Annotated in this window: 27 protein-coding genes; 20 read left to right on the top strand and 7 right to left on the bottom strand. The window is 67.9% G+C overall.

Annotated elements, in window-relative coordinates:
- Positions 1-256: 256 nt before the first annotated feature.
- The 6 genes from OG504_RS22825 to OG504_RS22800 all read right to left on the bottom strand — a co-directional run bounded on the left by OG504_RS22825 (position 257) and on the right by OG504_RS22800 (position 3,636).
- Positions 257-616, bottom strand: coding sequence for a hypothetical protein (locus OG504_RS22825; RefSeq protein WP_405991479.1), 360 nt, complete (start codon positions 614-616; stop codon positions 257-259).
- 317 nt (positions 617-933) lie between these two features.
- On the bottom strand, positions 934-1,269 hold the full coding sequence (locus OG504_RS22820) for a hypothetical protein (protein ID WP_405996407.1): 336 nt from the start codon (positions 1,267-1,269) through the stop codon (positions 934-936).
- A gap of 65 nt (positions 1,270-1,334) precedes the next feature.
- Positions 1,335-1,625, bottom strand: coding sequence for a hypothetical protein (locus tag OG504_RS22815; protein WP_033280001.1), 291 nt, complete (start codon positions 1,623-1,625; stop codon positions 1,335-1,337).
- An 88-nt stretch (positions 1,626-1,713) separates the two neighbouring features.
- Complete coding sequence (locus tag OG504_RS22810; protein ID WP_405991478.1) at positions 1,714-2,313, bottom strand: phage tail protein; 600 nt, start codon at positions 2,311-2,313, stop codon at positions 1,714-1,716.
- Between the two features lie 141 nt (positions 2,314-2,454).
- A complete protein-coding gene (locus OG504_RS22805) occupies positions 2,455-2,868 on the bottom strand; it encodes a hypothetical protein (protein WP_043682841.1) in 414 nt (137 codons plus the stop codon).
- A gap of 291 nt (positions 2,869-3,159) precedes the next feature.
- The gene (locus tag OG504_RS22800; RefSeq protein WP_405991477.1) at positions 3,160-3,636 is read right to left on the bottom strand and encodes a helix-turn-helix domain-containing protein; all 477 of its coding nucleotides are present in this window, start codon (positions 3,634-3,636) and stop codon (positions 3,160-3,162) included.
- 275 nt (positions 3,637-3,911) lie between these two features.
- Here OG504_RS22800 and OG504_RS22795 point away from each other — a divergent pair, with 275 nt between their 5' ends.
- The 16 genes from OG504_RS22795 (at position 3,912) to mycP (ending at position 21,378) form a co-directional block, all read left to right on the top strand.
- Positions 3,912-4,490: a WhiB family transcriptional regulator gene (locus OG504_RS22795; RefSeq protein ID WP_405991476.1), complete on the top strand. Its 579-nt coding sequence runs from the start codon at positions 3,912-3,914 to the stop codon at positions 4,488-4,490.
- Entirely contained in the window at positions 4,483-5,154 is a 672-nt protein-coding gene (locus tag OG504_RS22790; protein WP_405991475.1) for a hypothetical protein, read from the top strand. Before OG504_RS22795 ends, OG504_RS22790 begins: the two co-directional genes overlap by 8 nt.
- Entirely contained in the window at positions 5,151-5,360 is a 210-nt protein-coding gene (locus OG504_RS22785) for a hypothetical protein (protein ID WP_405991474.1), read from the top strand. Before OG504_RS22790 ends, OG504_RS22785 begins: the two co-directional genes overlap by 4 nt.
- A 156-nt stretch (positions 5,361-5,516) precedes the next feature.
- Positions 5,517-6,074 (top strand): DUF1707 and DUF4190 domain-containing protein, encoded by a 558-nt coding sequence (locus tag OG504_RS22780; RefSeq protein ID WP_405991473.1) that lies wholly within the window; start codon positions 5,517-5,519, stop codon positions 6,072-6,074.
- Positions 6,075-6,454: 380 nt separating this feature from the next.
- Positions 6,455-6,826, top strand: a complete 372-nt coding sequence (rpsL, locus tag OG504_RS22775) for a 30S ribosomal protein S12 (RefSeq protein ID WP_003948652.1) — start codon at positions 6,455-6,457, stop codon at positions 6,824-6,826.
- Positions 6,827-6,829: 3 nt separating this feature from the next.
- The gene (gene rpsG, locus OG504_RS22770; protein WP_005481264.1) at positions 6,830-7,300 is read left to right on the top strand and encodes a 30S ribosomal protein S7; all 471 of its coding nucleotides are present in this window, start codon (positions 6,830-6,832) and stop codon (positions 7,298-7,300) included.
- Between the two features lie 39 nt (positions 7,301-7,339).
- Positions 7,340-9,469: an elongation factor G gene (gene fusA, locus OG504_RS22765; protein ID WP_405991472.1), complete on the top strand. Its 2,130-nt coding sequence runs from the start codon at positions 7,340-7,342 to the stop codon at positions 9,467-9,469.
- Positions 9,470-9,645: 176 nt separating this feature from the next.
- On the top strand, positions 9,646-10,839 hold the full coding sequence (gene tuf, locus OG504_RS22760) for an elongation factor Tu (protein ID WP_019072299.1): 1,194 nt from the start codon (positions 9,646-9,648) through the stop codon (positions 10,837-10,839).
- Between the two features lie 202 nt (positions 10,840-11,041).
- A complete protein-coding gene (locus OG504_RS22755; RefSeq protein WP_405991471.1) occupies positions 11,042-14,248 on the top strand; it encodes a glycosyl hydrolase 115 family protein in 3,207 nt (1,068 codons plus the stop codon).
- Between the two features lie 54 nt (positions 14,249-14,302).
- Positions 14,303-14,683, top strand: a complete 381-nt coding sequence (locus OG504_RS22750; protein ID WP_405991470.1) for a hypothetical protein — start codon at positions 14,303-14,305, stop codon at positions 14,681-14,683.
- Between the two features lie 282 nt (positions 14,684-14,965).
- Positions 14,966-16,930 (top strand): hypothetical protein, encoded by a 1,965-nt coding sequence (locus OG504_RS22745; protein WP_405991469.1) that lies wholly within the window; start codon positions 14,966-14,968, stop codon positions 16,928-16,930.
- A 29-nt stretch (positions 16,931-16,959) separates the two neighbouring features.
- Positions 16,960-17,466 (top strand): hypothetical protein, encoded by a 507-nt coding sequence (locus tag OG504_RS22740; protein ID WP_405991468.1) that lies wholly within the window; start codon positions 16,960-16,962, stop codon positions 17,464-17,466.
- Positions 17,467-17,476: 10 nt separating this feature from the next.
- Positions 17,477-17,878 carry a hypothetical protein gene (locus OG504_RS22735; protein ID WP_405991467.1) on the top strand — a complete coding sequence of 134 codons (402 nt, stop codon included), beginning with the start codon at positions 17,477-17,479 and terminating at the stop codon, positions 17,876-17,878.
- Between the two features lie 109 nt (positions 17,879-17,987).
- Positions 17,988-18,479 carry a hypothetical protein gene (locus OG504_RS22730; protein ID WP_405991466.1) on the top strand — a complete coding sequence of 164 codons (492 nt, stop codon included), beginning with the start codon at positions 17,988-17,990 and terminating at the stop codon, positions 18,477-18,479.
- On the top strand, positions 18,479-20,113 hold the full coding sequence (locus tag OG504_RS22725; RefSeq protein ID WP_405991465.1) for a translation initiation factor IF-2: 1,635 nt from the start codon (positions 18,479-18,481) through the stop codon (positions 20,111-20,113). Before OG504_RS22730 ends, OG504_RS22725 begins: the two co-directional genes overlap by 1 nt.
- A 26-nt stretch (positions 20,114-20,139) precedes the next feature.
- Positions 20,140-21,378, top strand: a complete 1,239-nt coding sequence (gene mycP, locus OG504_RS22720; protein ID WP_405991464.1) for a type VII secretion-associated serine protease mycosin — start codon at positions 20,140-20,142, stop codon at positions 21,376-21,378.
- A gap of 145 nt (positions 21,379-21,523) precedes the next feature.
- Here the strand turns inward: mycP and OG504_RS22715 are convergent, their stop codons facing one another.
- Complete coding sequence (locus OG504_RS22715; RefSeq protein WP_405991463.1) at positions 21,524-22,906, bottom strand: S41 family peptidase; 1,383 nt, start codon at positions 22,904-22,906, stop codon at positions 21,524-21,526.
- Positions 22,907-23,263: 357 nt separating this feature from the next.
- Here OG504_RS22715 and OG504_RS22710 point away from each other — a divergent pair, with 357 nt between their 5' ends.
- From OG504_RS22710 to rpsJ, 4 genes are all read left to right on the top strand, one after another.
- On the top strand, positions 23,264-23,707 hold the full coding sequence (locus tag OG504_RS22710; RefSeq protein ID WP_405991462.1) for a hypothetical protein: 444 nt from the start codon (positions 23,264-23,266) through the stop codon (positions 23,705-23,707).
- A 9-nt stretch (positions 23,708-23,716) separates the two neighbouring features.
- The gene (locus tag OG504_RS22705; RefSeq protein ID WP_405991461.1) at positions 23,717-25,543 is read left to right on the top strand and encodes an alpha/beta hydrolase; all 1,827 of its coding nucleotides are present in this window, start codon (positions 23,717-23,719) and stop codon (positions 25,541-25,543) included.
- 130 nt (positions 25,544-25,673) lie between these two features.
- Entirely contained in the window at positions 25,674-26,108 is a 435-nt protein-coding gene (locus tag OG504_RS22700; RefSeq protein WP_405991460.1) for a hypothetical protein, read from the top strand.
- Positions 26,109-26,574: 466 nt separating this feature from the next.
- The gene (gene rpsJ, locus OG504_RS22695) at positions 26,575-26,883 is read left to right on the top strand and encodes a 30S ribosomal protein S10 (RefSeq protein ID WP_003948644.1); all 309 of its coding nucleotides are present in this window, start codon (positions 26,575-26,577) and stop codon (positions 26,881-26,883) included.

Below are 26,883 nucleotides of genomic sequence, written 5' to 3'. Positions count from 1 at the left end.
TGGTGGTGTTTCGTGTTTGCCGAAGACAGTTGCCCGCAGTGCGGTCCGGACCTGCGGAGATACGGGGTGCGGTGGCAGTTGTGCCAGGTTGGTGAAGTAGTGTCCGGCCGTTCTCCCGTCGGTGAATGAAAGGTGAATTACCAGGCCTGGTGAGGCAGGGACGAGAGCAAGGCCTACGGGGTGGATGGGAACGCGAGCGACGCGCGGCAGACGCATGTGACCGACTGGCTCGAACAGGCCCCCGATCATCCCCATCTCATCGCCCGGCTGTCCGAACTCGTCCTACGGCTCGGCCACGCCCCCCGACGACCTCGTCATCCTGCCCCGCACCGAACTCGACCGGCGTGAACTGGCCGCCTGCAGCGCGGGTTGGGCCGATGTGGTCGACGAGCAACTCCCGGCCGTGCGGCGGGCTTACGAGCAGCGGACCACCGCCGCCTACTTCCAAGGACAGGAGGATGCCCGCACGGGGCGCCGGCCGCGCCGGGTGCGGGATCGCGATCATGTCGGTGGTGACGTCATCCAGCTTCCGTATGTCCAACTGCTGAGCGCTCCGCCCGAGTTGACGCGAGTAGAAGAGTGCGGGGAACAGGAACGGGTCGTGGCGGACGGGCACCGGGACCAGGCGGACCCCGATCCCGGCCCCGACATCCTCCTCACCGCCCGTGACGTGCGGGAGAAGCGTGCCGCGCCCGCCGAACGGCGTTCGGTCGTACGGCGCAACGGGCGGCCCAGCGTGCCCCCGCTGAACGCCGGAACAGGGCGCGACAAGGGACGTAGGACGGAACCGTCGGAGCCCTCGCCGGCCCAGCCCGGCACCCGGAGTGAGGAACGCCCCGGCTCTCCGCCAAGGCCCGTGCCCTCGCGGACGAGTTGGAGGGCCGGGCCTCCAACGGGCGCCGGGACGAGGAGAACGGCACGGTGGACTGACAATCAGCCGAAGAACCGGGCCAGTTGGACTGTAGAGGGAGCCGGCTCCTCGGCCTCGGGCTCGTTCTCCTGTGCCGGTGTCTCCTCGCCGTACGAAGGGCGCGGTACCGGTGCCGGTGGGTCCGGCTGGTCGCCCTCCTCCGAGTTGACGGAGGCGAACATCCAGTTCGCGGCGGCGAGATGGTCGACGGCGGCGGCCAGCAGGTGGTCGGTCACCGACCAGTCGGCGGCCTCGCCGTGCAGCTCCCGGTTGAGGGCGCTGTCGTGCGGCAACTGCCGTATGAGCACGGTGAGGCGGCGCGCGGAGAGCCGGTCACGGTGCCAGTCGAGCAGATCGATGCCGTAATAGCGGAGCAGGTCCGCTTCGAGGGCCTCGGCGTGTTCGTCGACGAACCCGACGAGGCTCAGCCTTCCCCCAGGCCGAGCCCGGTCTCCTTGCCGTAGGCCTCCAGGATGGCGGCGATGTCCTGCATCGTGACCTCGTGCTGCTCGAAGCGGGTGAACTGCTTCTCGCCCAGGAGGAGTTGGAGCAGCCCGTCCACGTCGTTGTCGTCGAGCTTGCGCAGCGCCTTGGCGGTGGCGCGGGTCAGCTCGGTGGGGAGGGTGTAGCTCTCGGTGTCGAGTTCGAACGACCAGGTACGGCCGAGGGCTTCGAGCCGCTGGGCGCGGGCCGCGTTGACGTCGAAACGGGTCATGGTGATGAAGACTCCTTAACTGACTGCAGAAGTTGGGGAGTTGGGACCGGGGCGGGACAGGCGACCGTGCCCGTCCCACCCCGGTGGGTCAGGACGCGGCGTACGCGGCGTCCTTCATCAGGAAGCTGGCCAGCGGCGAACCGTCGGCCGCGGACATCGCGCTGAACGTGATGCCGAGCTGCGCCGCGGACTTGCGGGCCAGCTTGATGTCGTCCGACGCGGTGACCTGGCCGCGCGGGATGCCGAAGCGGTACGTCACGGTCGAACCGTCGCTCGCCCGCACATCCGTGAACTCCAGCCCCAGGGCGCGGACATCGGCGAACGGCCGGTCGGCGATGTCGTACTTGTAGACGCCCGTCGAACCCGTCACCGCGCCGACCGAACCGCCGCCCATGAAGAACGGCAGCGTGTCCTCGTTGAACTGCATCAGCGAGAACTTCAGGGTCAGGTCGCGGTCCGAGTACACGAAGTGCACCGGGCTCACGGCCTGCCACACGTCGACCGGCTCCAGCTTGTCCTTCTTGCTGAAGGTGACGCCGTCGCCGGAGGTGAACCCGAGGTTCTTCCAGGTCGCCCAGTCGGTGGAGGGGTCGGTGGAGAAGGTCGACGGTACGGCCGTGTCGGCCGGGGCGACGTAGAGGCGGCCTACGCCGGCGATGCGGATCTCGGAGGAGTTGGTTCCTGCCATGGTGAATCTCCTTGTTTTCCAGGTGAGTTGGGATGGGGTGCCGTCGTACCCGGGAGGTCCGGGCACGAAGAAGGCCCCGCCGGGGGGTGGCGGGGCCTTCGGTCTGTGGGGCGCGGAGCGTCAGGGCGATCGACGGAGGGATCAGTAGACGTCCACGTACACCTTCATCACCGTGACGTAGCGGTTGGCCGCGGAGTAGAGGTAGTCGGGCAGCCAGCGCGGGCCGTCCTGCTCCTCGACCTCGGTGACGAGGTTCGTGCCGTACTTGTTGTTCGCCATCGCCAGTACGGCCTGCCGGGCGTCGTTGGCCAGGACGTGCGCGGCCTGCTTGGTCGGGCCGTACACCTCCAGCTCGATCAGCGGCTGGTCGACATGGCGTTCGCCGACCCAGGCGCCGCCGCGCCGGTTGACGAACACGGCGGCTGCCGTGCCGTCGAAGCCGGTCGGCGCCTGTACGGCGACGATCGCGCCGGAGAGCCGGGAGTCGTCCTCCAGGATGTCGACGATCATCGCCTCGACGTCCGGGAAGGCACTCGGTGGAGTGGGTGTGGTCATGCCGGGTCACCTCGGGGCAGCTTCGGGAGGGCGTGCGGGACACGGCGGTACACCTGCACGCCGCGACGAGGCACTGAGCGGCCGGCCTGCGGGCGCAGCTCCGCCGCTGCACCAACTGTGACAGACGAGCGTGCGCGCACGCAACTAAAAACCGAGAACCGGGTGAGCGGGGAGGCTGAGGGGGTGGGGGGAGAGGGGTGAGGAGGTGGGGGGAGAAGTCTGGGAGCGGCGAGGGAGGGACCAGTTCCCTCGTACCGCGAACCGGCGAACCGGTGACCGGAGGGGGGCCGGTCAGTCGGTCATCAGCAGCCGTGCGTCCTCGTGTCGCACGCGTTCTACGGCTTCCGCGGCCGGCGCCTCGTTCGGCAGGAACTGCTCGACCACCCGCACGAACATCTCCCGCCGGTCGGCCGGCACCCCCAGCAGATCGGCGACCTCCTCCAGCGTGGGGCGCCGGGTGAACTCGGCGCCGGGTGCGGGGGAGGCCAAGTAGTCGTGAGGGTCGGCGAGTTCCTCCGCGGTGAGCCGGCCGGAGCGGATGAGCATGTCGCGGACCGGCACGCCCAGCACGCGGGCGAGCCTGCGGGTGGTCTCCAAGTCCGGCATGCTCTGGCGCTGCAGCAGGCGGGTGACGGCGGCCCGGTGGACGCCCGCCTCGTCCGCTATCCGGGACTTGCCGCCGCCGCGCGGGCTGTCGATGTCGTAGCCGCGCTCGCGCATCAGGTCCTCGACCCACGCGGCGAACGCGTCCAGATCCTGGCTGGTCATCTGTGTGCTCACTTCCTTTGGATGGCAGCGAGCTTAGCTTGCTTGCGCGCACGGAATTACGTGCTCGCGTGCAAGCACTGAGAAAAATCGGCTCAATTAGGGGGAGGTTCGGTGGAGATGGGGGCACGGGGGGCGGTTTCATGACGGGTTGTCGTCACGGATGTGAGGTGAGTGACCAAAGTTTACGTTGCGGGCGCGCGCGCAATCTGTAAACCTGGACGGCCGGATGGCACGTGCCAAACGCTCGTGCCACACCCGTCCCACAGGGAGGCCCCATGTCCACCGACACCTGCCCACCACCGCGCCCCTACGACGGACCCGTCGGACCCATCGGCTGGCAGACCGCCGCAGCCTGTGCCGGGCTCCCGCCCAAGGCCGTCTTCTCCAAGAAGGTCAAGGAGGCCGCCCCCGTTCTGCGGGCCTGCGCCCGTTGCCCGGTGCGGCGGGACTGCGAGCGGATCGTCGCGCCGGCCGACAACTGGTTCGACGGCGTGTGCGGCGGCCGCCTCTACCGCTCGGGGCGCGCGGTAGAGATCCCCGCGCACCTCATGCTGGCTGCGCCGGCCGCCTCGGCTGCACCCGCCGCTCCGGCCGCGCCGATTGCCCCGACCGCGCCGATTGCCCCGACCGCGCCGATTGCCTCGACCGCGCCGACTACCCCGACCGGGCCGATCGCGTCGGCTGCCTTGACCGCGTCGGCCGCGTCGGCCGCGCCGACTACCTCGGCTGCTCTGAGCGCCTCGGCCGCGCCTGCCGCACGGACCTGCCTGACCGCCCCGGCGGTCCTATCCGCCCTGACGGCCCGGTCGGCCCGGTCGGCCACGCACGCTCCGCGGGGAGGCTCCCTTGCCTGACCCGAGTCCGGCGTCCGCCGCGGCGGATCCGACCACGCATGCCGCCCTCTGGGTCGGCACGCTGCTCCAGCAGTTCCCCGAACTCACCGTCGAACTCGCCCCCGGCCGCACCTCACCGGCTCACCGCGCACCCGCCCCGCCGTCCCCGCGCGACCTCGCCGACCGGCTCCGCGAGGAGCGCGCCGAGGCCCTGCTCCTGGAACAACGGCACGGACTCGTCGCCCCCGGCCACAGCGCGGCCCCGCTGCGCCTGCACATCTCCGACACGATCCGGGACATCACCGACGGCGTCGTAGAACTGGAAGAGGCCCTGCGGGAGCGGCTCGGGCTGCCTCGCGCGCGGCGGGCGTCCGTGCCCGAGCGGTTGCGGCGGATCGCCGGGCTGCTCGACCAGGTGGCCGCCGACGCCGTACTCGCCGCGCATGTACGGGACGAGACCCGGCGGATGGCGCGGCGCTGTGCGCGTGCGCTGGGGGACACCGAGACGGTCGTACGGGTGTCGGGGCGTTGCCCCTGGTGCGACTCCGTCTCGTTGCGGGCGTTCCCGGAGCGTGGGGCCGTGCTCTGTGTGAACCCCGCGTGTCGTTGCTCGGTGCCGGACTGCGGGTGCCACGACGACCCGGCCTACCGGCACACCTGGAACGAGGGGGAGTGGGACCGATGACGACGTTCACCAGGGGCGGGCTGCCGACGCTGATTCCCGGGCCGCTCGCCGCGCAGGAGGCCGGGGTCGCGCCCGCCACCATCCGCAAGTGGGTCCAGCTCGGGCATCTGGCGCCGGTCGGCAGGGCCGGGCGCGCGCAACTGTTCCGGCTGGAGGACGTTTTCGCCGCGGAACGAGCCGCCGGCGGCACCCGGCGCGTGCGCTGAGGGGCGGCCACCCCGCTCCCCTCTGTAGGGGGCCTGGGATCCGTACGGGGGCGGGGGTGGCCGACCTCTTTCGGTATCGATGGGGAACCGGTGCCGTTTTCGGTGCGTTGGAGCATCATGGAGGCATTCGGTCTCCGGCGCCGGGGGAGGTGTTCCGTGTCGTACCCGACACCGTGGCAGGGGCAGTGGCCAGGACCGCACCAGCCGTCGCAGGGGCCGAGCGGGGCGTCGATGCTGGCCGCGACGGCGGACCGGGAGCGGACCGTGGACGTGCTCCGGGCCGGTTTCGCCGAGGGGCGGCTGCGCGAGGACGAGCTGGAGAAGCGGGTCGCCCGGGCCTACGACGCCCGTACGGTGGGCGAGTTGATGCTTCTGGTCGCCGATCTGCCTCAGGGCCCGCAGGTGATGCCCGTCGTCCAGGCACCGCCTCCGGGATTCCGGCCGGTGCCGCCGACGTTCCTGCCGCCCCCGGTGCCGCCGACCAACGGCAAGGCGGTCGGCTCGCTGGTCTGCGGGCTCCTCATCGTGCCGACGCTGGGCCTCACCGGCATCCCCGCGGTGATCCTCGGCCACACCGCCCGCGCGGAGATACAGCGCACCGACCAGGGCGGCGACGGCCTGGCCCTGACCGGCCTGGTCTTCGGCTGGCTCGCGGTCACGGGCTGGGCGCTGATACTGCTGCTGATGATCGCGGCGGCGGCGAGCTCGACCTGACGCCTCCCGCTGAGGGTGACCTGGGAGGCTCCGGCCGAGGGTTCCGTACCGTGGAGCGGAGAGCTCGGAGCGGCGGAGTCGCCGTAGATTCGAAGATCGCGGACGGGGCGTGGCTTCGGCATCTTGCGTGTCGAGCCGTGGGTGCCACCCATTTGTTTTGACCGCAGCGAATGAGGTAGGTACGCTCAGACCTTGTGCCTGGGGTGTGCCCTGGCTCTCGTGCGTGCCTTGAACCGCACTAAGGGAGCCGACACTGGCCACCGCAATCTGCGCCCCTTTTGCTCACCGGCGAAAGTCTGCGGGATTCGACACACCCGACCGCGTGGGTCGGCGACGTTCCAGGTTAGCTTCACCATCGGCACACAGAAACCGGAGAAGTAGTGCCTACGATCCAGCAGCTGGTCCGGAAGGGCCGGCAGGACAAGGTCGAGAAGAACAAGACGCCCGCACTCGAGGGTTCCCCTCAGCGTCGTGGCGTCTGCACGCGTGTGTTCACGACCACCCCGAAGAAGCCGAACTCGGCCCTGCGTAAGGTCGCGCGTGTGCGTCTGACCAGCGGGATCGAAGTCACCGCTTACATTCCGGGTGAGGGACACAACCTGCAGGAGCACTCCATCGTGCTCGTGCGTGGCGGTCGTGTGAAGGACCTGCCCGGTGTTCGCTACAAGATCATCCGCGGTTCGCTTGACACCCAGGGTGTCAAGAACCGCAAGCAGGCCCGCAGCCGCTACGGCGCCAAGAAGGAGAAGTAGAAAATGCCTCGTAAGGGCCCCGCCCCGAAGCGCCCGGTCATCATCGACCCGGTCTACGGTTCTCCTCTTGTCACCTCCCTGATCAACAAGGTGCTGCTGAACGGCAAGCGCTCCACCGCCGAGCGCATCGTGTACGGCGCCATGGAGGGCCTGCGCGAGAAGACCAGCAACGACCCGGTCATCACGCTGAAGCGCGCGCTGGAGAACATCAAGCCCACGCTCGAGGTCAAGTCCCGCCGAGTCGGCGGTGCGACGTACCAGGTTCCGATCGAGGTCAAGCCCGGTCGCGCCAACACGCTCGCGCTGCGCTGGCTGGTCGGTTACTCCCGCGCCCGTCGCGAGAAGACCATGACCGAGCGTCTGCTCAACGAGCTTCTCGACGCTTCGAACGGCCTCGGTGCGGCCGTCAAGAAGCGCGAGGACACCCACAAGATGGCCGAGTCCAACAAGGCCTTCGCGCACTACCGCTGGTAGTCGCAGACCCCATCGAGACCGAGAGAAGACCGAAGCCTTATGGCTACCACTTCACTTGACCTGGCCAAGGTCCGCAACATCGGGATCATGGCCCACATCGACGCGGGCAAGACGACCACCACTGAGCGGATCCTCTTCTACACCGGCGTCAGCTACAAGATCGGTGAAGTCCACGACGGCGCTGCCACCATGGACTGGATGGAGCAGGAGCAGGAGCGTGGCATCACGATCACCTCTGCTGCCACCACCTGTCACTGGCCGCTCGAGGACAACGACTACACCATCAACATCATCGACACCCCGGGGCACGTCGACTTCACCGTCGAGGTGGAGCGTTCGCTGCGCGTCCTCGACGGTGCCGTCACGGTGTTCGACGGTGTCGCCGGCGTTGAGCCGCAGTCCGAGACGGTGTGGCGTCAGGCCGACCGTTACGGCGTGCCGCGCATCTGCTTCGTGAACAAGCTCGACCGGACCGGCGCGGAGTTCCACCGCTGCGTCGACATGATCAAGGACCGCCTCGGTGCGGTGCCGCTGATCATGCAGCTGCCGATCGGTGCCGAGATGGACTTCAAGGGCGTTGTGGACCTGGTCCGCATGAAGGCGCTCGTGTGGTCCGCCGAGGCGGCGAAGGGCGAGATGTACGACGTCGTCGACATCCCGGCCACGCACGCCGAGGCCGCCGAGGAGTACCGCGGCAAGCTGGTCGAGGCCGTCGCCGAGAACGACGACGAGATCATGGAGCTGTTCCTGGAGGGCGTCGAGCCCACCGAGGAGCAGCTGTACGCCGCGATCCGTCGCGTCACCATCGCGTCCGGCAAGTCCGACGGCATCACCGTCACCCCGGTGTTCTGTGGCACCGCGTTCAAGAACAAGGGCGTCCAGCCCCTGCTCGACGCGGTCGTGCGCTACCTCCCGACTCCGCTTGACGTCGAGGCCATCGAAGGCCACGACGTGAAGGACCCGGAGCTCGTGATCAAGCGCAAGCCGTCCGTGGACGAGCCGCTGTCCGCGCTCGCTTTCAAGATCATGAGCGACCCGCACCTGGGCAAGCTCACCTTCGTCCGGGTTTACTCGGGCCGCCTGGAGACCGGCACCGCGGTGCTGAACTCCGTCAAGGGCAAGAAGGAGCGCATCGGCAAGATCTACCGCATGCACGCGAACAAGCGTGAGGAGATCGAGGCGGTGGGCGCCGGCGACATCGTCGCCGTGATGGGTCTGAAGCAGACCACGACCGGTGAGACGCTCTGTGACGACAAGAGCCCGGTGATCCTGGAGTCCATGGACTTCCCGGCGCCGGTCATCCAGGTCGCCATCGAGCCCAAGTCCAAGGGTGACCAGGAGAAGCTGGGTGTAGCCATCCAGCGTCTCGCGGAGGAGGACCCCTCCTTCCACGTTCACTCGGACGAGGAGACCGGCCAGACCATCCTCGGCGGTATGGGCGAGCTGCACCTCGAGGTGCTGGTCGACCGTATGAAGCGCGAGTTCCGGGTCGAGGCCAACGTCGGTAAGCCGCAGGTCGCGTACCGTGAGACGATCCGTAAGGCCGTCGAGCGCGTGGACTACACCCACAAGAAGCAGACCGGTGGTACCGGTCAGTTCGCCAAGGTGCAGATCGCGATCGAGCCCATCACCGAGTCCGACGGCCCGGCGTACGAGTTCGTGAACAAGGTCACCGGTGGCCGTATCCCGCGGGAGTACATCCCGTCGGTGGACGCCGGTGCGCAGGAGGCCATGCAGTTCGGCATCCTCGCCGGGTACGAGATGACGGGCGTCCGCGTCACGCTTCTCGACGGTGCCTACCACGAGGTCGACTCCTCCGAGCTGGCCTTCAAGATCGCCGGATCGCAGGCCTTCAAGGAGGCCGCGCGCAAGGCGTCCCCCGTGCTCCTCGAGCCGATGATGGCCGTAGAGGTCACCACGCCCGAGGACTACATGGGTGAGGTCATCGGCGACATCAACTCCCGCCGTGGCCAGATCCAGGCCATGGAGGAGCGTGCCGGTGCGCGCGTCGTGAAGGGCCTCGTGCCCCTCTCGGAGATGTTCGGCTACGTCGGCGACCTCCGCAGCAAGACCTCGGGTCGCGCAAGCTACTCGATGCAGTTCGACTCCTACGCCGAGGTTCCCCGGAACGTCGCCGAGGAGATCATCGCGAAGGCCAAGGGCGAGTAACACACACCGTTTGCACGCTTTAGGCTTGACACCGACCGCCGGGGTCCGAAGACCGGCAGCGGGACGAGAGATCGTCCCCGGAAACCGGGAGCAGAACCCCGGCGGGCGGCATCCCAGCAAAGATCACCTGGCGCCGATGAGTAAGGCGTACCAGAACCACTCCACAGGAGGACCCAGTGGCGAAGGCGAAGTTCGAGCGGACTAAGCCGCACGTCAACATCGGCACCATCGGTCACATCGACCACGGTAAGACGACCCTCACGGCCGCCATTACCAAGGTGCTGCACGACGCGTACCCGGACCTGAACGAGGCCTCGGCCTTCGACCAGATCGACAAGGCTCCTGAGGAGCGCCAGCGCGGTATCACGATCTCGATCGCGCACGTCGAGTACCAGACCGAGACGCGTCACTACGCCCACGTCGACTGCCCCGGTCACGCGGACTACATCAAGAACATGATCACGGGTGCCGCGCAGATGGACGGCGCGATCCTCGTGGTCGCGGCCACCGACGGCCCGATGCCGCAGACCAAGGAGCACGTGCTCCTGGCCCGCCAGGTCGGCGTTCCGTACATCGTCGTCGCCCTGAACAAGGCCGACATGGTGGACGACGAGGAGATCCTGGAGCTCGTCGAGCTCGAGGTCCGTGAGCTCCTCTCCGAGTACGAGTTCCCGGGCGACGACCTGCCGGTCGTCAAGGTCTCGGCGCTCAAGGCGCTCGAGGGCGACAAGGAGTGGGGCCAGACGGTCCTCGACCTGATGGCCGCCGTCGACGAGTCGATCCCGACCCCCGAGCGTGACGTCGACAAGCCGTTCCTCATGCCCGTCGAGGACGTCTTCACGATCACCGGTCGCGGTACGGTCGTCACCGGCCGTATCGAGCGTGGTGTCCTGAAGGTCAACGAGACCGTTGACATCATCGGCATCAAGCAGGAGAAGACCACCACCACGGTCACCGGCATCGAGATGTTCCGCAAGCTGCTCGACGAGGGCCAGGCGGGCGAGAACGTCGGCCTGCTCCTCCGTGGCATCAAGCGCGAGGACGTCGAGCGCGGCCAGGTCATCATCAAGCCCGGCTCGGTCACCCCGCACACGGAGTTCGAGGCCCAGGCGTACATCCTGTCCAAGGACGAGGGTGGCCGTCACACGCCGTTCTTCAACAACTACCGTCCCCAGTTCTACTTCCGTACCACGGACGTGACCGGCGTCGTGACCCTCCCCGAGGGCACCGAGATGGTCATGCCGGGCGACAACACTGAGATGACGGTTTCGCTCATCCAGCCCGTCGCCATGGAAGAGGGCCTGAAGTTCGCCATCCGCGAGGGTGGTCGCACGGTGGGCGCCGGCCAGGTCACCAAGATCAACAAGTAGTCTTGGCTGATCCGACCGGTCTCTGACTGGTAGGTCTCGAAGGGGCCCGTACGACTTCGGTCGTACGGGCCCCTTTGTTGTTCCCGCCGCTTCCGGCTTGCTGTTACGAAACTATTCGGCGGGTACGACCCGTTGTCCCCTCCTTCCACTCGTCCCACCATTTGTCATGCCGCTGAGCAAATTAGGTGTGGAGGGGTGTGCCATGTCTGCGTCCGTCAGTCGAAGAGCCGTTCTGGGGGCGGGAGTTGCCGCGGTGCCGGTGTTGTCGGGGGTGACCTTGCCGACATCGGGGTCCGTGGACGCGGGTGCGTACATCTCCTTCTCGCGTACTACGGGTGCGTTTCCGCTCGTCGGCGCCCCGGTCGTGGTGGACCCTGACGATCACCCCGGAGTCGTACGGGTGGCAGGGGACTTGAGGGACGACATCGAACGCGTCACCGGCGTACGCCCCGGCAGCGCGCTCGCGGGTGCGAGTGTGCGTGAGGTGGTGCTGGTCGGCACGATCGGGCGCAGCGCGCTGATCGACGGGTTGGTGGCCACCGGGAAACTGGACGTGTCCGGGGTGCGGGGCCGCTGGGAGACCTCGCTGCAGACGGTGGTCGAGCGGCCGATGCCGGGGGTGGAGCGGGCGTTCGTCGTCGCGGGGAGCGACCCGCGCGGCACGATCTTCGGTGCGTACGACGTCTCGTACGGCATCGGGGTCTCGCCCTGGCACTGGTGGGACGACGTACCGCCGACGCCGCGGGGTGAGGTGTGGGTGCTGCCCGGGCGGTACTCGCAGGGGACGCCGGTGGTGAAGTACCGGGGCTTCTTCATCAACGACGAGAATCCGGCGCTGGGGACGTGGGCGCCGGCGTACTTCGGGCCGGGGAAGGCGGCGGGGTATCCGGGCGGCTTCACCGCGGACTTCTACGGCAAGGTCTTCGAGGTGCTGCTGCGGCTGAAGGGGAACTACCTCTGGCCGGCGGTGTGGGGGCGGGCCTTCGCGGAGGACGACCCGGAGAACCATCGGCGGGCCGCGGAGTACGGGGTTGTCATGGGCACGTCGCATGAGGCGCCGATGATGCGGGGGATCGAGGAGTGGAACCGGCACGCGGTCGCCGCGGTCCGGGACTCGTCCGGCGCGATCGTGACGCCGGGGCATGATCCGTACGGCGGGACGGGGGAGTGGTCGTACCGCCTCAACTCCCCGGCGATACGCGCGTATTGGCGGGCGGGCGTGCAGCGGATGGTCGACCAGGGTTTCGAGGGTGTCGTCACGCTGGGCATGCGCGGGAACGGTGACACCAGCCTCCCGGACGGCGACGGCATCGAGTTGATGCAGGAGATCATCGCGGCGCAGCGGCAGATCATCGAGGAGGTGACGGGGCGGCCGGCGGCGGAGACCCCGCAGGTGTGGACGTTGTACAAGGAGGTGCAGCGGTACTGGGACCGGGGGTTGAGGGCGCCGGACGACGTGACGGTGGTCCTCACGGACGACAACTGGGGGAACATCCGTAAGCATCCGGATGTAGGGGACGGCGAGCGGGGTGGGGGCTACGGCCTGTACTACCACTTCGATTACGTGGGCGCCGGGCGGAACTACAAGTGGGTGGACACGGCGAACCTGCGGAACGTGTGGGAGCAGTTGCACGCGGCGTACGCGTACGGGAACCGTGGGCTGTGGGTCGCGAACGTGGGCGACCTGAAGGGGAACGAGCTGCCGACCGAGTTCTTCCTCAACTACGCGTGGAATCCGGAGGGTTGGGATCTCTCGCGGCTGGGTGAGTGGGAACTGCGGTACGCGCGGCAGAACTTCGGCGCGGGGCAGGCGCAGGAGATCGCTTCCGTGCTGGCTGCGTACGGGCAGTTGCAGGCGCGCCGCAAGCCGGAGTTGCTGAACCGGCGGATCGGTCTCATCGACGGTCGGGTGGTCTACGACGATCAGCAGACTCCATTCTCCTTCGGGCACCGGGAGTTGGAGCGGGTCACGGAGGAGTGGCGGGAACTGGGGCGACGGGCCGAGCGGATCGGGCGGCGGTTGCCGGCCGGGGTGCGGGACGCGTGGTTCGAACTCGTCGGGTACGAGGTGCAGGCCACCGCCAACCTGTACGGGCTGCGGTCGGCCGAGTTCACGAACCTGCTCTACGCGGCGCAGGGTCGGGCCGCGACGAACGACCTCGCGGATGCGGCGGAGGCGGGGCTGGTGGCGGACTTCGCGTTGGCCGAGCGCTTCAACTCGGTTGTGGCGGGCGGGAAATGGCGGGGATTCCAGACCCAGCCGCACATCGACTACGGGGACGTCGAGCGGTACGGGCCCAATGCCGGGTGGCAGCAGCCGGAGAGGGACAACGTGGCGTTGCCGGATGTGTTGTTTCCGGCGGTGCGGCGGATCGAGGTGCCGGGGGCGGCGGGGCTCGGGGTGTCGGTGGACGGTGCTTCGGGGGCGGAGTCGGGGGCGTGGTGGCCGGGGGGTGCATCGGGAGTGGCGGCGGGGGTGGCGGCCGTACTTCCCGCGTTCAGTCCGTATCAGACGCGGCCGCAGCAGTTTGTCGAGGTGTTCAACCGGGGGCGTACCGCCTTCGATTACCGGGTCGAGGTGTCGGTGCCGTGGTTGGTGGTGGATCGGCCGCGGGGGCGGGTTGAGCGGCAGGTGCGGGTGGAGGTGGGGGTGGACTGGGCGCGGGTGCCGGTCGGGCGGGTCGAGGGGGAGTTGACGGTGACCGGGGCGGGGGGATCGGTGACGGTCGGGTGTGTCGCTGAGCGGCCGTCGGGGCGGGGGCTGCGGGGGTTCGTGGAGGCGGGCGGGTACGTGGCGATCGACGGGGAGCACTATGACCGGGCGGTCGGTGGGTGGCGTCGGATCGAGGGCATTGGGCGTACGGGGAGTACGGGTCGTACGGGGAGTGCGGGTCGTACGGGGAGTGCGGGTCGTACGGGGAGTGCGGGTCGTACGGGGAGTGCGGGTCGTACGGGGAGTGCGGGTCGTACGGGTTGGACTGGGGCGGGGATGACGCCGTGGCCGGTGACGCTGCCCAGGCAGACGCCGGGTGGGGCGGGGTCGCCGCGGCTGGAGTACGAGGTGAGTCTGCTGGCGCCGGGGAAGGTGACGGTGTGGGCGTATCTGTCTCCTCGTAACCCTGCGTTGCCGACTGGCGGTCTGCGCTACGGCGTCTCCCTCGACGACGGGCCGATCGAGACCGTCGACATCAACATCGGTGCAGATGACGGGCTGTTGAACGACGTGTGGGCCCGTAACACCTCCGACAACGTCAACGCGACGGCGACGAAACACTCCGTGACGAAGGCCGGGGTCCACCGGTTGAGGTTCTGGATGGTGGACCCGACGGTGGTGCTGCAGCGGCTCGTGATCGACACGGGAGGTCTGCCGGCGCTGTACCTGGGGCCATTGGAGAGCAGGCGGGTGTAGCCCGTGGTTGAACGCGGAGGGTGACGGGTGGGCGTTTCGGGTGGCGTGCCGGGTGTGCTGGACGTTTCGGGGGTGCCGAGCGTGCCGGGGGTCTCGGCGCGGGGGCGGGACCTGGCGTCGTCGCCGGGGGAGAAGCGGGCGGCGGCACGGGCGATCGAGGACCACATCGAACCCGGCACGCGTGCGGCGGGGCGCTGGGCGGACGACGAAAACGGCGCCGCCGTAAGGGAGTTCGCCGCGAAGGACGGGGACGGGTGGGTCACTTCGGCGGCTCTGAAGAAGGCGCATGGCGCGTGGGCGGACCAGGTGAAGAACCTGATGGACCGGCTGAGTGCGGAGAAGGGCGCGTTGCGGAGCGGGAACGCGGTGCTGACGAGTACGGATCTGGCGGTGGGGTCGGCGTTGCGGGAGCGGTCCGCGTTGGACACGTTGTGAGGTGGGCGGGGCGGTGGGGCAGAGGGCGAGCGGGGGCGGCGGGGCGGCGGGCCAGCGGGGTGGTGGGTCGGTGGGTCGGCGGGCCAACGGTTCGGAGGGCCCACGGGGCAGCGGGGCCAGCGGGTCGGCGGGTCGGCGGTTCGGCGGGTCAACGGGCCGTTGGAGCAGCGAAGTTATCGGGTTCGCGGAGCTATTGGGGCAACTGGGCGCATGCCGACGTATCACGAGATCATGACCACCGACCTCGCCGCGCTGACCACCGCGGCCGAGCGCTGGGACGGCATGGCGGGCGAGTTCGAGAAGCAGGAGACGGCGTACCGGCGGGATGTGCACGGCATCTCCATGGGCACGACATGGACCGGGCTCAGCGCCGACGCGGCGAACGCCCGCTTCGACGTCACGCTCAAGGAGTTCCAGTACGCGCAGACGGAGGCCAAGGGGATCGCGGCGCTGCTGCGGGACGCGCACGACCGGTTCGTGGAGCTGCGGGGCCGGGTGGTGGCGGCACGGTGGGACGCGGTCCGGGCGGGCATGCGGGTCTCGGAGTCCGGGGTGGTGAGCCCGAGTTCGGACCAGCCGGTCACTCCCGCCGCACCCCAGGCCGTACAGCCGTGGCAGGACCGGATCAACAAGGCCGTCCGCGATGTGACGGACGCGGACACGGGCGTCCGGGTCGCGCTGGCGGGGGTCGTGATCGACTCCGAACTGCTTGCCGGTGGGCGAGGGTTCAACGGCAGGGCGATGGGTGACGTCGAAGCGTATGAGGCCGAGGAGGCGGAGCAGTACCTGCAAAAGCTGAGCGGGGGAGGGGAGTTGACGGACGATCAACTCGCTGAGTTGGAAAGGTCGTTCCGCGACAACAGCGAGGACGAGGGATTCTCGCGGATGGTCCTGGACGACCTCGGCCCCACCGGCACGATCAAACTCACGAACGAGCTGAACGACCGCATCCACGTCCAGGGTGGCGCCGGCGCGGGTACGTACTCGGCGATCGAGACGGGCCTGGCGAACGCCCTCGCCACGGCGACGAAGGACACGAAGTCGCACTGGTACGGGAAGTGGCGCACCGAGATGCGACGCGTGGGCTTGGCGCACTACGCCACGGACGCCCAGGGCCTCCACCTGGACAAGGCCGTCGGCTACCAGTCCCTCGTCACGCTGATGCAGAAGGGCCACGGTTACTCCCCGGGGATGGTCGAGGATCTCACCGACGACATGATCGCGGCGGAGAGGAAACACCCTGGGATCTGGCGGGTGAAGGGCACGTACGCCGGGGCAAGCGGCGGTTGGTTCGCCAACGACCCCGTCGACGGCATGCTCGGCGTCATGAGCCGGGACCCGGCGGAGGCGGCGCGTTATCTCCATTCCGAGGCCCACATGAAATACCTCATGAAGGACCGGGACTGGAATGTCACCCTGAATGACGAGGGGGTTTCGAAGGGCGGGCGTTATGTGCCCCGGTTGGACGGGGACGACCGGGCTGGATTCGGGGCGGCGTTGCAGGCGGGGGCCACGGGGATCGATCCTGCGGATCCGAAGGGGGGCCGGGTGGGGGATCGGGCGACCAACGATGCGGTGTTCAAGTCGGCGCTCACGTATCTGGCGGACAAGGGGGATGATTTTCCGCCGTCGTTGCGGAAGCCGATGGCCAACGTTCTGGTCAATCATGGGGGGACTGTGCATGCGGCGATGAGCGAGGTGGATGTTGGCCATTCGCCCTTGGACCAGCATCAGCTTTTCGAGGTTGCTAAGCAGGTGTCCAAGGATGAGGGGGCCTATGGGGTGTTGAACGGTGGGATGAACCAGGCGATGGTGTCAGCCATTCACAGCGACCACTCGAAATCGGCCGATTCCCTGAGCGGGGCCGGCCGGACCGTGGGCTTCCTGGAGGAGGCGAGGGTGCAGGCCGCAGGGGATCCGAAGGTCGCGGAGTTCCAGACCAAGCCGTTCTTTGACAAGGCGATCAGTTACATCCCTGTGGTCAGTGGTGATGTGCAGACGGGGTTCGACTATGTGACGGACCAGTGGCTGGCGGACGAACAGAAGAGACTCGATGACAAGCAGACCGAAGAGAACGTCAAGGTCTACTACAGGAGGAACGGCCAGCTCATGAGCCTTTCAGATGAGTGGAGCAAAACGCATCGAGTCGCCGAGAGTTCCTACTTCAACCCGCACCAGGAAATTCGCCGATCCGCGACCGATGGGGTCACGAATGCCAAAGGTGTGTCTGGGGAACGTTCCAAGTGAACTCATGTGTCCGTGCCGTTCTCCTCGGTTTGTCCGCACTTGCTGTCTCGGCCTTCGCGGTGTCCTGCAACGACCCGGCCGACCACGAGATTCCGAAAGCCATTTGCGGTACCCAGATCGATCCCTCAGTGAGTCGTCCGTTGGTGACACCCGACGAGGACCTGCATGAGTACAACCGTGTGGATCGTTCCGAAGCGATCACAGCCCCCTGCGTGCTGTTGTCCGGCCCTGACCCGGTCCTTGACCTCGGCTTCTCGTGGGACCCGAACCCGACTGACCTGATGTACCTGGCGCAGGGCACCGGATCGGTCTCGCACGTGACGGATCCTCACGCCATCGACTTCACCTACAAGACAATCGTCGGCACCGACGGAGCCATCTCGATCGCCCCCTGCGAAACCAGCGGCGGCAAATACTTCACCCTCACCCTCCAACTCCCCCAAATCAGCCTCATGGACCAGACCCACCGCAAGGACATCGAGAGGTTCATGCGGGCCTACTTCCCGGCGACGCTCAAGACCCTGGGGTGCAAGTGACGTTGCCGGAATGAGTACGAGCGCTCATGTGCCGCCCCGCGCCCTGCAGTTGGCTGAGGGCATGTCGATCACACAGGGAACTTCCGTGCGCGGTACCTGGGTCGGACCGCTGATCGCGACGGTCGTCACCCTTCCCGCCGCCCTCGTCGCGTACATCGTCGCCGGCCTCTCACCCATGGCCTGCGACGCCTGCGACGGAGCGAAGGCGGAGCACTTCACCCGGAGGTTCGACACCGCCTTCACGTTCCTTCAGGTGGGCCTGCTGGCCTCCGTCGCGCTGCTTTTGGTCAGTTGGGGCTTGCCGCAGACCGAGCCGAACGTCGCCCGGCGCCGCGTGTTCGCCGTCCTCGCACCTGGCACGGTCGTACTCTCGGCGATCTTCTTCGCAGGGATGGTCCCCTGGCCCAACTGACCGGCCTGTTCCGACCGCTCGCGGGACGGAGCGAAACCGGACTGTCACAGGGTGTAGTTAAAGTGGGCGGTGGTACTGGGGTGTTGAGGAACGTACGGGGGAGGACAGTGTGCTGCCGAGCCACGGTGGATCGTGGGCGTTCGGTGTGTTCGGTGTGTTCGACGCGGTGAAGGGTGCCGCCGATGTCGCCACCGAACTGTCGTCCTTCACGGCGTTCCAGAAACGCGTCGACCAACTGATCCGCGACCTCAAGGGCTCGGACGCCGGCCCGGGCAAGGTCGGCCAGGAGAAGCTCGTACGGCAGCAGTTCGGTGGCGGTGGCGGCCAATGGGCGGAGGCGGCCGGGCTGTTCACCGCGTACGAGACGGTGGTCGGCGAATTGGAGACGCTCTCCAGGCTGCTCTCCGACTCGATGGAGGGCATGAACATCGCGGTACTGGCCTCGCACAAGGGCTACCGGAACATCGACCTCGACCTCCGCGACCGTATGACCGCGATCAGCGCGGAGACGACGAAGCACTACGGCGGCGCCTACGACCCCCAGCTCCCGAAGAAGCCTCACCCCGCCGTCACCGGAGGCGACGCGGGAGGCACGATCTGATGTCCGCCGTAGCACCCGGAACCGGCAGCACGCCCTTCGAGGAGATGAGCCACGAGCAGATGCTCGCCTGGCTCGACCAGGCGAACCCGGGCACGGTGCGGCTCGCCGCCGACCGCCTGACCGCGGCCGCCGAGGAGATCCGCAGGATCGGCGAGGAACTCAAGGTCCGCCCGCAGCACGTGGACTGGAAGGGCGAGGGAGCCGACGCGTTCCGCACCTGGGCCGGCGACCTGGCCAACTCCACCCTGCGCCTGGGCGACTTCAGCCACGACGCCGCGAAGTGGCTGGGCCAGGCCTCCGACGCGATCGCCCACGTACAGTCCTCGATCCCACGCGACACGAAGAGCGCACAGGCGCACCTGAACGCGGCGACCCGGGCCCACTACGACCCGGACACCACGGCCGCCCACACCAAGTCCGCGACGGAACTCGCCGCCCTCGCCGCGAACAAGGAGAAGGTCCGCCAGGAGGCCGCGCTCCAGATGCTCAAACTGGGGCAGTCGTATCGACTGTCGGCCACGCAACTGGACGGGTTGGAACGGCCGACGTTTCCTCCTCCGCCGAAGGCCGTGCAGCCGCCGGACGCTCGTGGGCGTGGCAGCCAGAGCGGTATTGCCCGTCCCGGTGGTGGTGACTCCCGCATTCCTGTTAGCCCTGTTGTCCCTGTGCGGAGTGACTCGGTTCCTCGCTCTCTGGTGCAGGAGCCTGCTGGGCACTTGGGTGTTGGCGAAATTCGGGAGCCGAAGCCGACTTCTCATGACGGGGCGGTGGCGGTCTCTGAGCAGGTGCCGACGGCTACGGTCATCGACCCGCCGGTTCGGGTGGGCGTCGACTCGGTGGGCACGTTGCCTCACATGCCGAGCACAGGTGCAGGTACGAGTGACGGTCCGAGCGGCATGGGGCAGCCCCGCGTTACGGCGACAACGCCGCCCGGTGGCGGGACACCGGCGTTCGGTGGCAGTGTCGGCAACCCTGTGGGCTCGGCGGTGCCGGGCCGAGCGGTGAGTGGTTCGGCGAGGTCGGAGGGAACGGTGGGCAGGCCGACAACGCCTGCCCGGCCGATCGTCACTGGCCGGTCTCCCGCCATGCCCGGTCAAGGGGGCCCTGTTCCCAACTCCGGCCGCGTGGGCGGCAGTAGCGCCAGCGGTGTTGTCGGCGGTCGCCCGACCGGGACTCCGACGGGTCGGCCGGCGGGAGCGATTCCCCGAGGGACGGTGGTGGGCGCGGAGAGCTCCGCCGGTCGTGGTCCGGTGGGCTCCACAGCAGGCAGTGGCCGTGCCGTATCTCCCAACAGGCGAGTCGTGGGCAGCGCCCCGCAGCAGCTGGGGCGGGTGCCGTCCAGCCGACCTGGTGCAGGCGGCACCGGCGGAACGGTCGCCTCGGGTGCCGCGGTTCGAGACGGTGTCTCGGGCGGCACGCCCAGCGCTGGACGCCCGCGGACAGACCGGGGCAGCGCGGCCGCTCCTCGTTTGCCGCAGTCGATGCCGTCTGCGTCCGCTACGACCTCTGCATCCTCTACGTCCTCGACCCGCGAGGGCGGCTCCGGATCGCGGTCCGACCGTGCGGCAGAAGAGCGCCAGCGCCGGGAGCAGCGCCGTCGTACGGAAAATCCACCACCGATTGACCCCCAGTGACCTCCAGGGAAGGCGAGAAGAAGCGCATGTTCATCAGCAGTGTCGGGCGCGGGCGCCGCGAGCTTGTGGCATCGGCGGTGTTCGGACTGCTGTTGGTCGGTACCACGGGTGTTCCGGCGCACGCTGATTCGACCCGGCGGCAGCAGTGGTTCCTGGACGCGATGAAGGCCGAGCAGATGTGGCGGACCAGTACGGGCAAGGGCGTCACCGTTGCCGTGATCGACTCCGGTGTGGACCAGGACAACCCTGACCTGAAAGGCCGGGTCCTGCCCGGGAAGGACTTCGCCATGGGCCAGGCGGGCGACGAACACACCGACTACGACGGTCACGGCACGGGAATGGCGGGCCTGATCGCCGGGACCGGTGCCTACGACTCCGGGAACGGGGCCTTCGGGCTCGCGCCGGGGGCCAAGATCCTCCCGATCCGGATGCCCGACGCGGCGGCCGCGGCCGACGAGGGGGAAGCTGGCCGGCAGTTCAACGAGGCGGCACCGAAGGCGATTCGCTACGCGGCCGACTCCGGAGCGCGGGTCATCAACATCTCGCTGGGACAGACCGAGGGCTCGGCGAAGCTGACGGCAGCGGTGCGATACGCCCTGGAGAAGGGCTCGTTGGTCTTCGCGGCGGTCGGCAACAGTGGAGACAAGGGGAACCAGGTCGAGTACCCCGCGGCCACCCCCGGCGTCGTAGGCGTGGCCGCTGTGGGCAAGAACCTGAGCAGGACCGCCGAGTCGGAACACGGCCCCCAGGTGGACCTGGCGGCACCAGGGGAGGACCTGGTCTACGCGTGCGCGAGCCAGAGCGGACTCTGCAGGGGCCACGGCACCAGCGGCGCCACTGCCCTGGCCTCGGCCTCCGCCGCCCTGATCTGGTCCAAGCACCCGACCTGGACCAACAACCAGGTCCTGCGCGTCCTGCTCAACACGATCGGCGCCCCGACGGACGGCGCGAAGCGCAATAACTCGATCGGGTACGGCATCGTCCGCCCTCGCGTCGCGCTGCAGAACCCGGGGGCCCCTGGTCCGGCCGGGGAGTACCCACTCCCGGACCTTGCCGCTGCTCGGACCTCACCGTCACCGACATCGGATGCCTCGGCTTCCGGTGCTGCGGGCGCTCCGGTGAAGGGACACGACCTCTCGGCCATCACGTCGTCCTCAAGGGACGGCGGCGGGAGCGTCTTGTGGCTCGGGCTGGGCGTCGGTGCCGTAGCGCTGGTCGGCGGAGGCGCGATGGCATTCGTCGTGCGGAGGCGCAGACGTGCATGAGTGCGTACGCCTTCGGCGAGTGACCTCGACGAAGCGATGGTGCGGGTGAAGAAGGGATTGCAAGAACGTGCTGCTCGCGGTCGACGGCCGGGACGTGCATGAAGACTCGGGTATCTCGGATGGGTCCTGCCATCGTCGGTTTGACCTATCCGCCCAACATCCGCACCGCCGCCTTGAACCCGGAATCCCGTCCCTCCGCGAACTCCTTCTCCGTGAACACCGGCACCCGCACCTGCGGCGGAATCCCCGTCCCGTCGAACGTGTGGCCCGAGTGGGTCAGGAACTCCTCGTTCGGGAGCCAGGCGGCCATGCCGTTCGGCAGGTGGCGGGTCATGATGTCCGAGAAGACGCCCTGGGTGGGCTCACCGATGCGGATCGTGCGGCCCGGACGGTCGATCAGGGCTTGTGTGAAGGTCTCACCCGCGCTCACCGTCGAACCGCCGGTCAGTACGGCGACCGGGCCCGAGTAGCGGGAAGCCGCCGCCGGTACCACCGTGATCGGTTCCGGGCGAGTGAAGCGACCAGCGTTCCCCGGGTCGTTGCGGGCGCGCTTGGAGTAGGCGAGATACGGCGTGTCCGTCAGACGGGACGTGATGCGCAGACCCATCGCGTCGGATCCGCCGCCGTTGATCCGGACGTCGATGATCAGGCCGCGCAGGTGCCCGGTACGCGCCTTCGTGAAGATAGCGCCCAACGCTTTGTCCAGTTCGGCCAGTTGGGATGCGTACGTGGCGCCCTCGGCCGGCAGGTAGCCGCTGAAGCCCGAGACCCGCAGATAGCCCAGGTGGCTGTCGCCAGGCAGATCCGCGTACGTGATCCGGCCGTTGGCGAAGTCCTGGCGGTGCGGCGCGCCCGCCACGTCGTGCGTCACGATGAACTTCTTCGTCCTGGCGTCCAGTTGGCCGTCGGGTACCTCCGTGCCTGGGCGGCCCTCGCCGAAGATCCGGCCGCCGTCCTGGACCGCGACGTGGGCATCGTGGAGCGGACGCACCATCTTGCTGAAGATGTCGAACAGCTGGGACCTGGTGGTGTCCGCGTGGACCTGCGGGCGGTACTGCTTCCGGACCGCCCGCCAGTCGACGCCCTTGGCTGTGAAGAAGGGGTAGTTCTCCTTGAAAGACTGCCAGAAGACGTCGAAGGAGGTCAGGGGGTCCTTCGGCATCTGCCGGGTGCAGTCCGCCGGAAGGGACCTGATCCGGTGGAGCTGCTTGTGGCCCACCGAACTGGCCGTCGCGACCGACGCGTGGTTCCGGTCCGCGCCCGGCCGCACCGTCAAGAAGTCGCCGTCCACCGCGTACGTCCCCGGACCCGTCTGTCGCGCGGTGTCGCCTTTCAGGCAGCTCACCGCAGTGGTCTGGTACTCCTGGTACCTCCCGTGGTCGACGGCGACGACTGTGCCGTAGCCGTCCATCCGCCACAGGCCGTCCACGGCGCTGGTTCGAGGGGTGGCCGCCAGGGCAGTCGGCGCCGAGGTCCCTCCGGTGAGGGCAAGGGCAAGGGCTGCGGCGGTGCTGATGGCGATACGCACGTTCTGATCTCCCCGTGGTGCAACGGTCCGTATCTGCGTGCCCCACCACCCTGACCGACCCCCACCGCCCTCACCATCCGACACACCCACGTGTCCGGGGTGAGGGAAACCCCCGTATGCGAAGGTCACCGCACCACCCTCAAGGCCCGTGATGCCCGCGCATGCTCACGAGTAATTCCCTTGTCCGGCGGAACAGTTCACACAACCGCGGGCCGATTGGGTACGGATACTCAGACGCCATGGTGGCCGATACGGATGAGGCAAGTGGTGCGGGGTCGTTACGGTACGAGTGCACGGTGTGATCGTGTGTTCGCATCCGCTCGGTGGTGAGCCAAGTGAGACGGGGAGGAAGTACGCGTGGCCTGGGAGGAGTGGGACCAGCTCAAAACCGCGGCGGCTGAACGAAGTTCTGCCCGGATGCAGCTCAACCACGTGCCGATGGATCCGGGTGGTTCCGGCGGTGAACTGGTGTCGAACCGACGCGCCTGGACCAAGGCTGGCGAGGACGTCGGTTCGCTCCGTGCGGACATCGGAAAAGCGTTCGGGAAGCTGGCGGACGGGCAGAAAGGCCTCGGTGAAGAATCCGGCTGTCTCACCGCAGCGGCGCTGAAGGACGTCTACGACTCGTGGGAGACCTACGTCAAGAACGTCAGCGCGCGGTGCGAGAGGTTCTCGGACGTGCTTGAGAAGGCGGGTGACGAGCAGCTGAAGACCGACGAGGCGGTCGAGCTCGAGATCGGCAATGTGGAGGCCGCGTACGCGGACACTCCGGCTGTCGGCGGCCAGGAGAAGGGGCGGTAGCGAGTCGTCATGGATCTCGCGACACTCAAAGCCCTCGAGTCGGCCGAGTACGCGGAGGCGGCCGACGGATACCGCAGCACTTCGGACATGGCGAGCGCGGTCAAGGACCGCATCGAGAACCAGATCGCCGTAGCCATGAGGAACTCCCTTAAGGGCGAGGCCGCGACCGCGGCGGTCAAGGAGCTCACGGAGCTGGGCAAGAACTTCCACTACATCCAGGTTGAGTGCGGTCTTCTCAGTACGGCGCTCGAGGCGTTCTCGTACGAGGTGGGAGCGGCCAAGGCGAAGCTCGACGCCGCGCTTGACGGCGCTGCGGCGGTGCAGCTCACGGTGAACTCCGACGGCTCCGTCACTTATCCGCCAGGTGGGCAGAAGGGCGCGGACGGCAAGATCCCCGACGGCGGTACGGTGAGCGGCCTCACGGACGGTACGGCCTCCGCGGTGGGGCGTCAGGCGGCGAACTTCGACCCCAATCCACATCACCGTCTTGCGCAGGACTACGCGGACCAGATCGCCAGTGCCCTCAAAGAAGCCACGGAGGCGGACGAGAAGTGGGCCCCGAAGCTGGCGGCGTTGAAGGCCGACGACGATCTGACCGTGTCCGACAAGGACTGGGTCGACGCGTCCTCCGACACGAGTGGTGTGCGGGAAGCGGGCAGGAAGTATCTCGACTCTCTGCCCCAGCGACCCAAGGACGGCAGTCCCGAGGACAACGCGGAGTGGTGGAAGGGGCTCACAGCGGAGGAGCGGGCGGCGTGGCTGTCCGTTGACCCCAAGGCAGTGGGAGAACTCAACGGACTGCCGTCCGCGGTCCGCGACGAGGCCAACCGTGTGGTGTTCGACGAGACACGGGCGAGGCTCCGGTTGGAACTGGACTCGATCCCGAATCCTCCCGCCGACGAGTGGACGTGGATCAACTCCGGCCCGACCCCATCAAAGGTGCACACCGATGCGTGGATGGACTGGTACAGGCAGTACGGCGACCGCCAGGAGCAGTTGAGGCAGACGCTCAGCGGCATGGGCTACATCCAGGACCGTTTCGACCGGACCGGCGAAGGGGGACTGCCCGAGGCATACCTGCTCGGCTTCGACCCCGTGGGGCTGGGCGACGGAAAGGTCATCATCGCCAACGGAAATCCGGATCTCGCCGACCACGTGGCCGTGTATGTCCCCGGTACCTTCGCCGGTCTCGAAAAGATCGGGGAGGGAGGCTCCCATGGGGACCTCGGTCGTGGGGAGACCCTGTGGGCGGAGAGCGCCAAGCTTGCGCCGGGCCAGAACGTGTCCACCATCACATGGCTCGACTACAACGCTCCGGACAGCATCGTTCCGCAGGCGACCAACGCCAAGTACGCAGAGGAGGGAGGCCCGCGTCTGTACGACTTCCTCCAGGGAAACTGGGCAGCCCATGAAGAAGCATCCGGAAACGCCGCCCACACCACGGTCCTCGGGCACAGCTACGGGAGCACGGTCGTCGGGGTCTCCGCCCAGTCCGGGAAGTGGAGCGACTCCGAGGCCGTCGACGACTACATGTTCGCGGGGAGTCCTGGTGTTGAGGCGGATCATGCGGCTGACCTGGGCATCGGTGCAGATCATGTCTGGGCGATGGGCGCACCTGGTAACGACGAGATCGTGCGTCAGGGCGGTCGTCTGATGGGGCTCGGTGACGAGCTGACCATTCCCACCGATGACTCGTTCGGCGGGAACGTGATGAAGAGTGACTCGGCCGATCACGGCGGATTCTGGGACACCGACGGCCAGCAGGCGTCGCTCAGCCTGGAGAACCAGGCTCGGGTGATCACAGGAAGGTACGGAGATGTCGTTCTGGAGGACTGAGCGTCCCCAGCCCCGCAGGGAAGTTACCGCCCGTAGGGGACTGCCCCCAGGAGTGGGTTCACTGCTCGCCACGTCCGCCCTCGTGTTGGCAACAGGCTGTTCGTCTTCTTCTCAGGGGAGTGAGAACTCTTTGGGCTACGAGCCGAAGTCCCGGTCGACCGAGACGGTCAAGGGGGAGATCTCGAAGCTGTCCAGCCGGATCTTCGATGTCATGGCCATCAAGAGCAAGGTCACCGAGCCGGGGCCGAACGTTCAGCCTTGTGAGTCCAGTGACGGTGACGCGGGGAAGCTGTACCGGGTTCGGCACCCCTGGTCAGCCTACGGCGTGGGGAACGAGGTCATGGGGAAGGGCATGGCCAATCTGCGCCAGGAACTGCCCCGGCAGGGCTGGAAGATCGAGAAGGTTGGGGACGACGGAAGCAAGAACAAGAACATGCAGATCCTGGCTGTCCATGAGAAGACGCTGAGCCAGGCCGAGATCACCTGGCTCAAGGGGCTGGACGGCCACGAGCCGCTCATCGAAGTGAACCTCTACTCAAGGTGCTTCCGGTCGGTCGGCGCGTGAACGGCCGTGTGCCCCCGGCCCGGGCGGGGGAGACCGCCCAGGCTGTTTGACCTACGTCACTCCCGGGGTATTCTCTCCGGCTCGATTGGCGGAGGCACTGCCCCATATGGCAGACTGTCCGAGTTGCTCGGTCGAGTGTTGATGCTGCGCGCCTCCCGTCGGGAGGACCGGAAGCGAGTCCCACGGTACTCGTCGTCCCAACTGCCTCACGGCAGCGCTGGGACGGACGTACGGGAATCTTTCGGGAAGTGTCAGTGCGGCGCCGGCCAGGCACCCGGTGGGCTTCTTCGCCCTCGGCTTGCGGTTCCGGAAGGGCCGTGCTTTCCCAGTAGGGAAGTTCCGTGTATGGGACTTCTGTGTCGGTGAGAGCGCGACACACCCGACCGCGTGGGTCGGAGGAATCGAAGAGAGCAGAAGGACTTACCGGGGTGCAGAGCGTTACTAGAGACAGGACTACTGAGTAGCCATGGCGGGACAGAAGATCCGCATCCGGCTCAAGGCCTACGACCACGAGGTCATCGATTCCTCGGCGAAGAAGATCGTCGAGACGGTGACGCGCACTGGTGCGTCGGTCGCGGGCCCGGTGCCGCTGCCCACTGAGAAGAACGTGTACTGCGTCATCAAGTCGCCGCACAAGTACAAGGACTCGCGCGAGCACTTCGAGATGCGCACGCACAAGCGCCTGATCGACATCCTCGACCCCACCCCCAAGACCGTTGACTCTCTGATGCGACTCGACCTCCCGGCCGGTGTCGACATCGAGATCAAGCTCTAG

Origin of the sequence: Streptomyces sp. NBC_00986 (assembly GCF_045162565.1) — a bacterium.
In the GTDB taxonomy this organism is placed as follows: Bacteria; Actinomycetota; Actinomycetes; order Streptomycetales; family Streptomycetaceae; genus Streptomyces.
Note: the sequence above shows the minus strand (reverse complement) of the source record. Positions and strands in the feature narration are given on the sequence as shown.

Excerpts from the sequence above, each read along its gene's own strand:
- mycP (WP_405991464.1), top strand. The coding sequence starts at position 20,140 with ATGTTCATCAGCAGTGTCGGGCGCGGGCGCCGCGAGCTTGTGGCATCG.
- OG504_RS22785 (WP_405991474.1), top strand. The coding sequence starts at position 5,151 with ATGACGACGTTCACCAGGGGCGGGCTGCCGACGCTGATTCCCGGGCCG.
- rpsJ (WP_003948644.1), top strand. The coding sequence starts at position 26,575 with ATGGCGGGACAGAAGATCCGCATCCGGCTCAAGGCCTACGACCACGAG.
- rpsG (WP_005481264.1), top strand. The coding sequence starts at position 6,830 with ATGCCTCGTAAGGGCCCCGCCCCGAAGCGCCCGGTCATCATCGACCCG.
- OG504_RS22810 (WP_405991478.1), bottom strand. The coding sequence starts at position 2,313 with ATGGCAGGAACCAACTCCTCCGAGATCCGCATCGCCGGCGTAGGCCGC.
- OG504_RS22745 (WP_405991469.1), top strand. The coding sequence starts at position 14,966 with ATGGCGGGCGAGTTCGAGAAGCAGGAGACGGCGTACCGGCGGGATGTG.
- OG504_RS22800 (WP_405991477.1), bottom strand. The coding sequence starts at position 3,636 with ATGACCAGCCAGGATCTGGACGCGTTCGCCGCGTGGGTCGAGGACCTG.
- OG504_RS22735 (WP_405991467.1), top strand. The coding sequence starts at position 17,477 with ATGAGTACGAGCGCTCATGTGCCGCCCCGCGCCCTGCAGTTGGCTGAG.
- OG504_RS22795 (WP_405991476.1), top strand. The coding sequence starts at position 3,912 with ATGTCCACCGACACCTGCCCACCACCGCGCCCCTACGACGGACCCGTC.
- OG504_RS22705 (WP_405991461.1), top strand. The coding sequence starts at position 23,717 with ATGGATCTCGCGACACTCAAAGCCCTCGAGTCGGCCGAGTACGCGGAG.
- OG504_RS22815 (WP_033280001.1), bottom strand. The coding sequence starts at position 1,625 with ATGACCCGTTTCGACGTCAACGCGGCCCGCGCCCAGCGGCTCGAAGCC.
- OG504_RS22755 (WP_405991471.1), top strand. The coding sequence starts at position 11,042 with ATGTCTGCGTCCGTCAGTCGAAGAGCCGTTCTGGGGGCGGGAGTTGCC.
- OG504_RS22725 (WP_405991465.1), top strand. The coding sequence starts at position 18,479 with ATGTCCGCCGTAGCACCCGGAACCGGCAGCACGCCCTTCGAGGAGATG.
- OG504_RS22805 (WP_043682841.1), bottom strand. The coding sequence starts at position 2,868 with ATGACCACACCCACTCCACCGAGTGCCTTCCCGGACGTCGAGGCGATG.
- fusA (WP_405991472.1), top strand. The coding sequence starts at position 7,340 with ATGGCTACCACTTCACTTGACCTGGCCAAGGTCCGCAACATCGGGATC.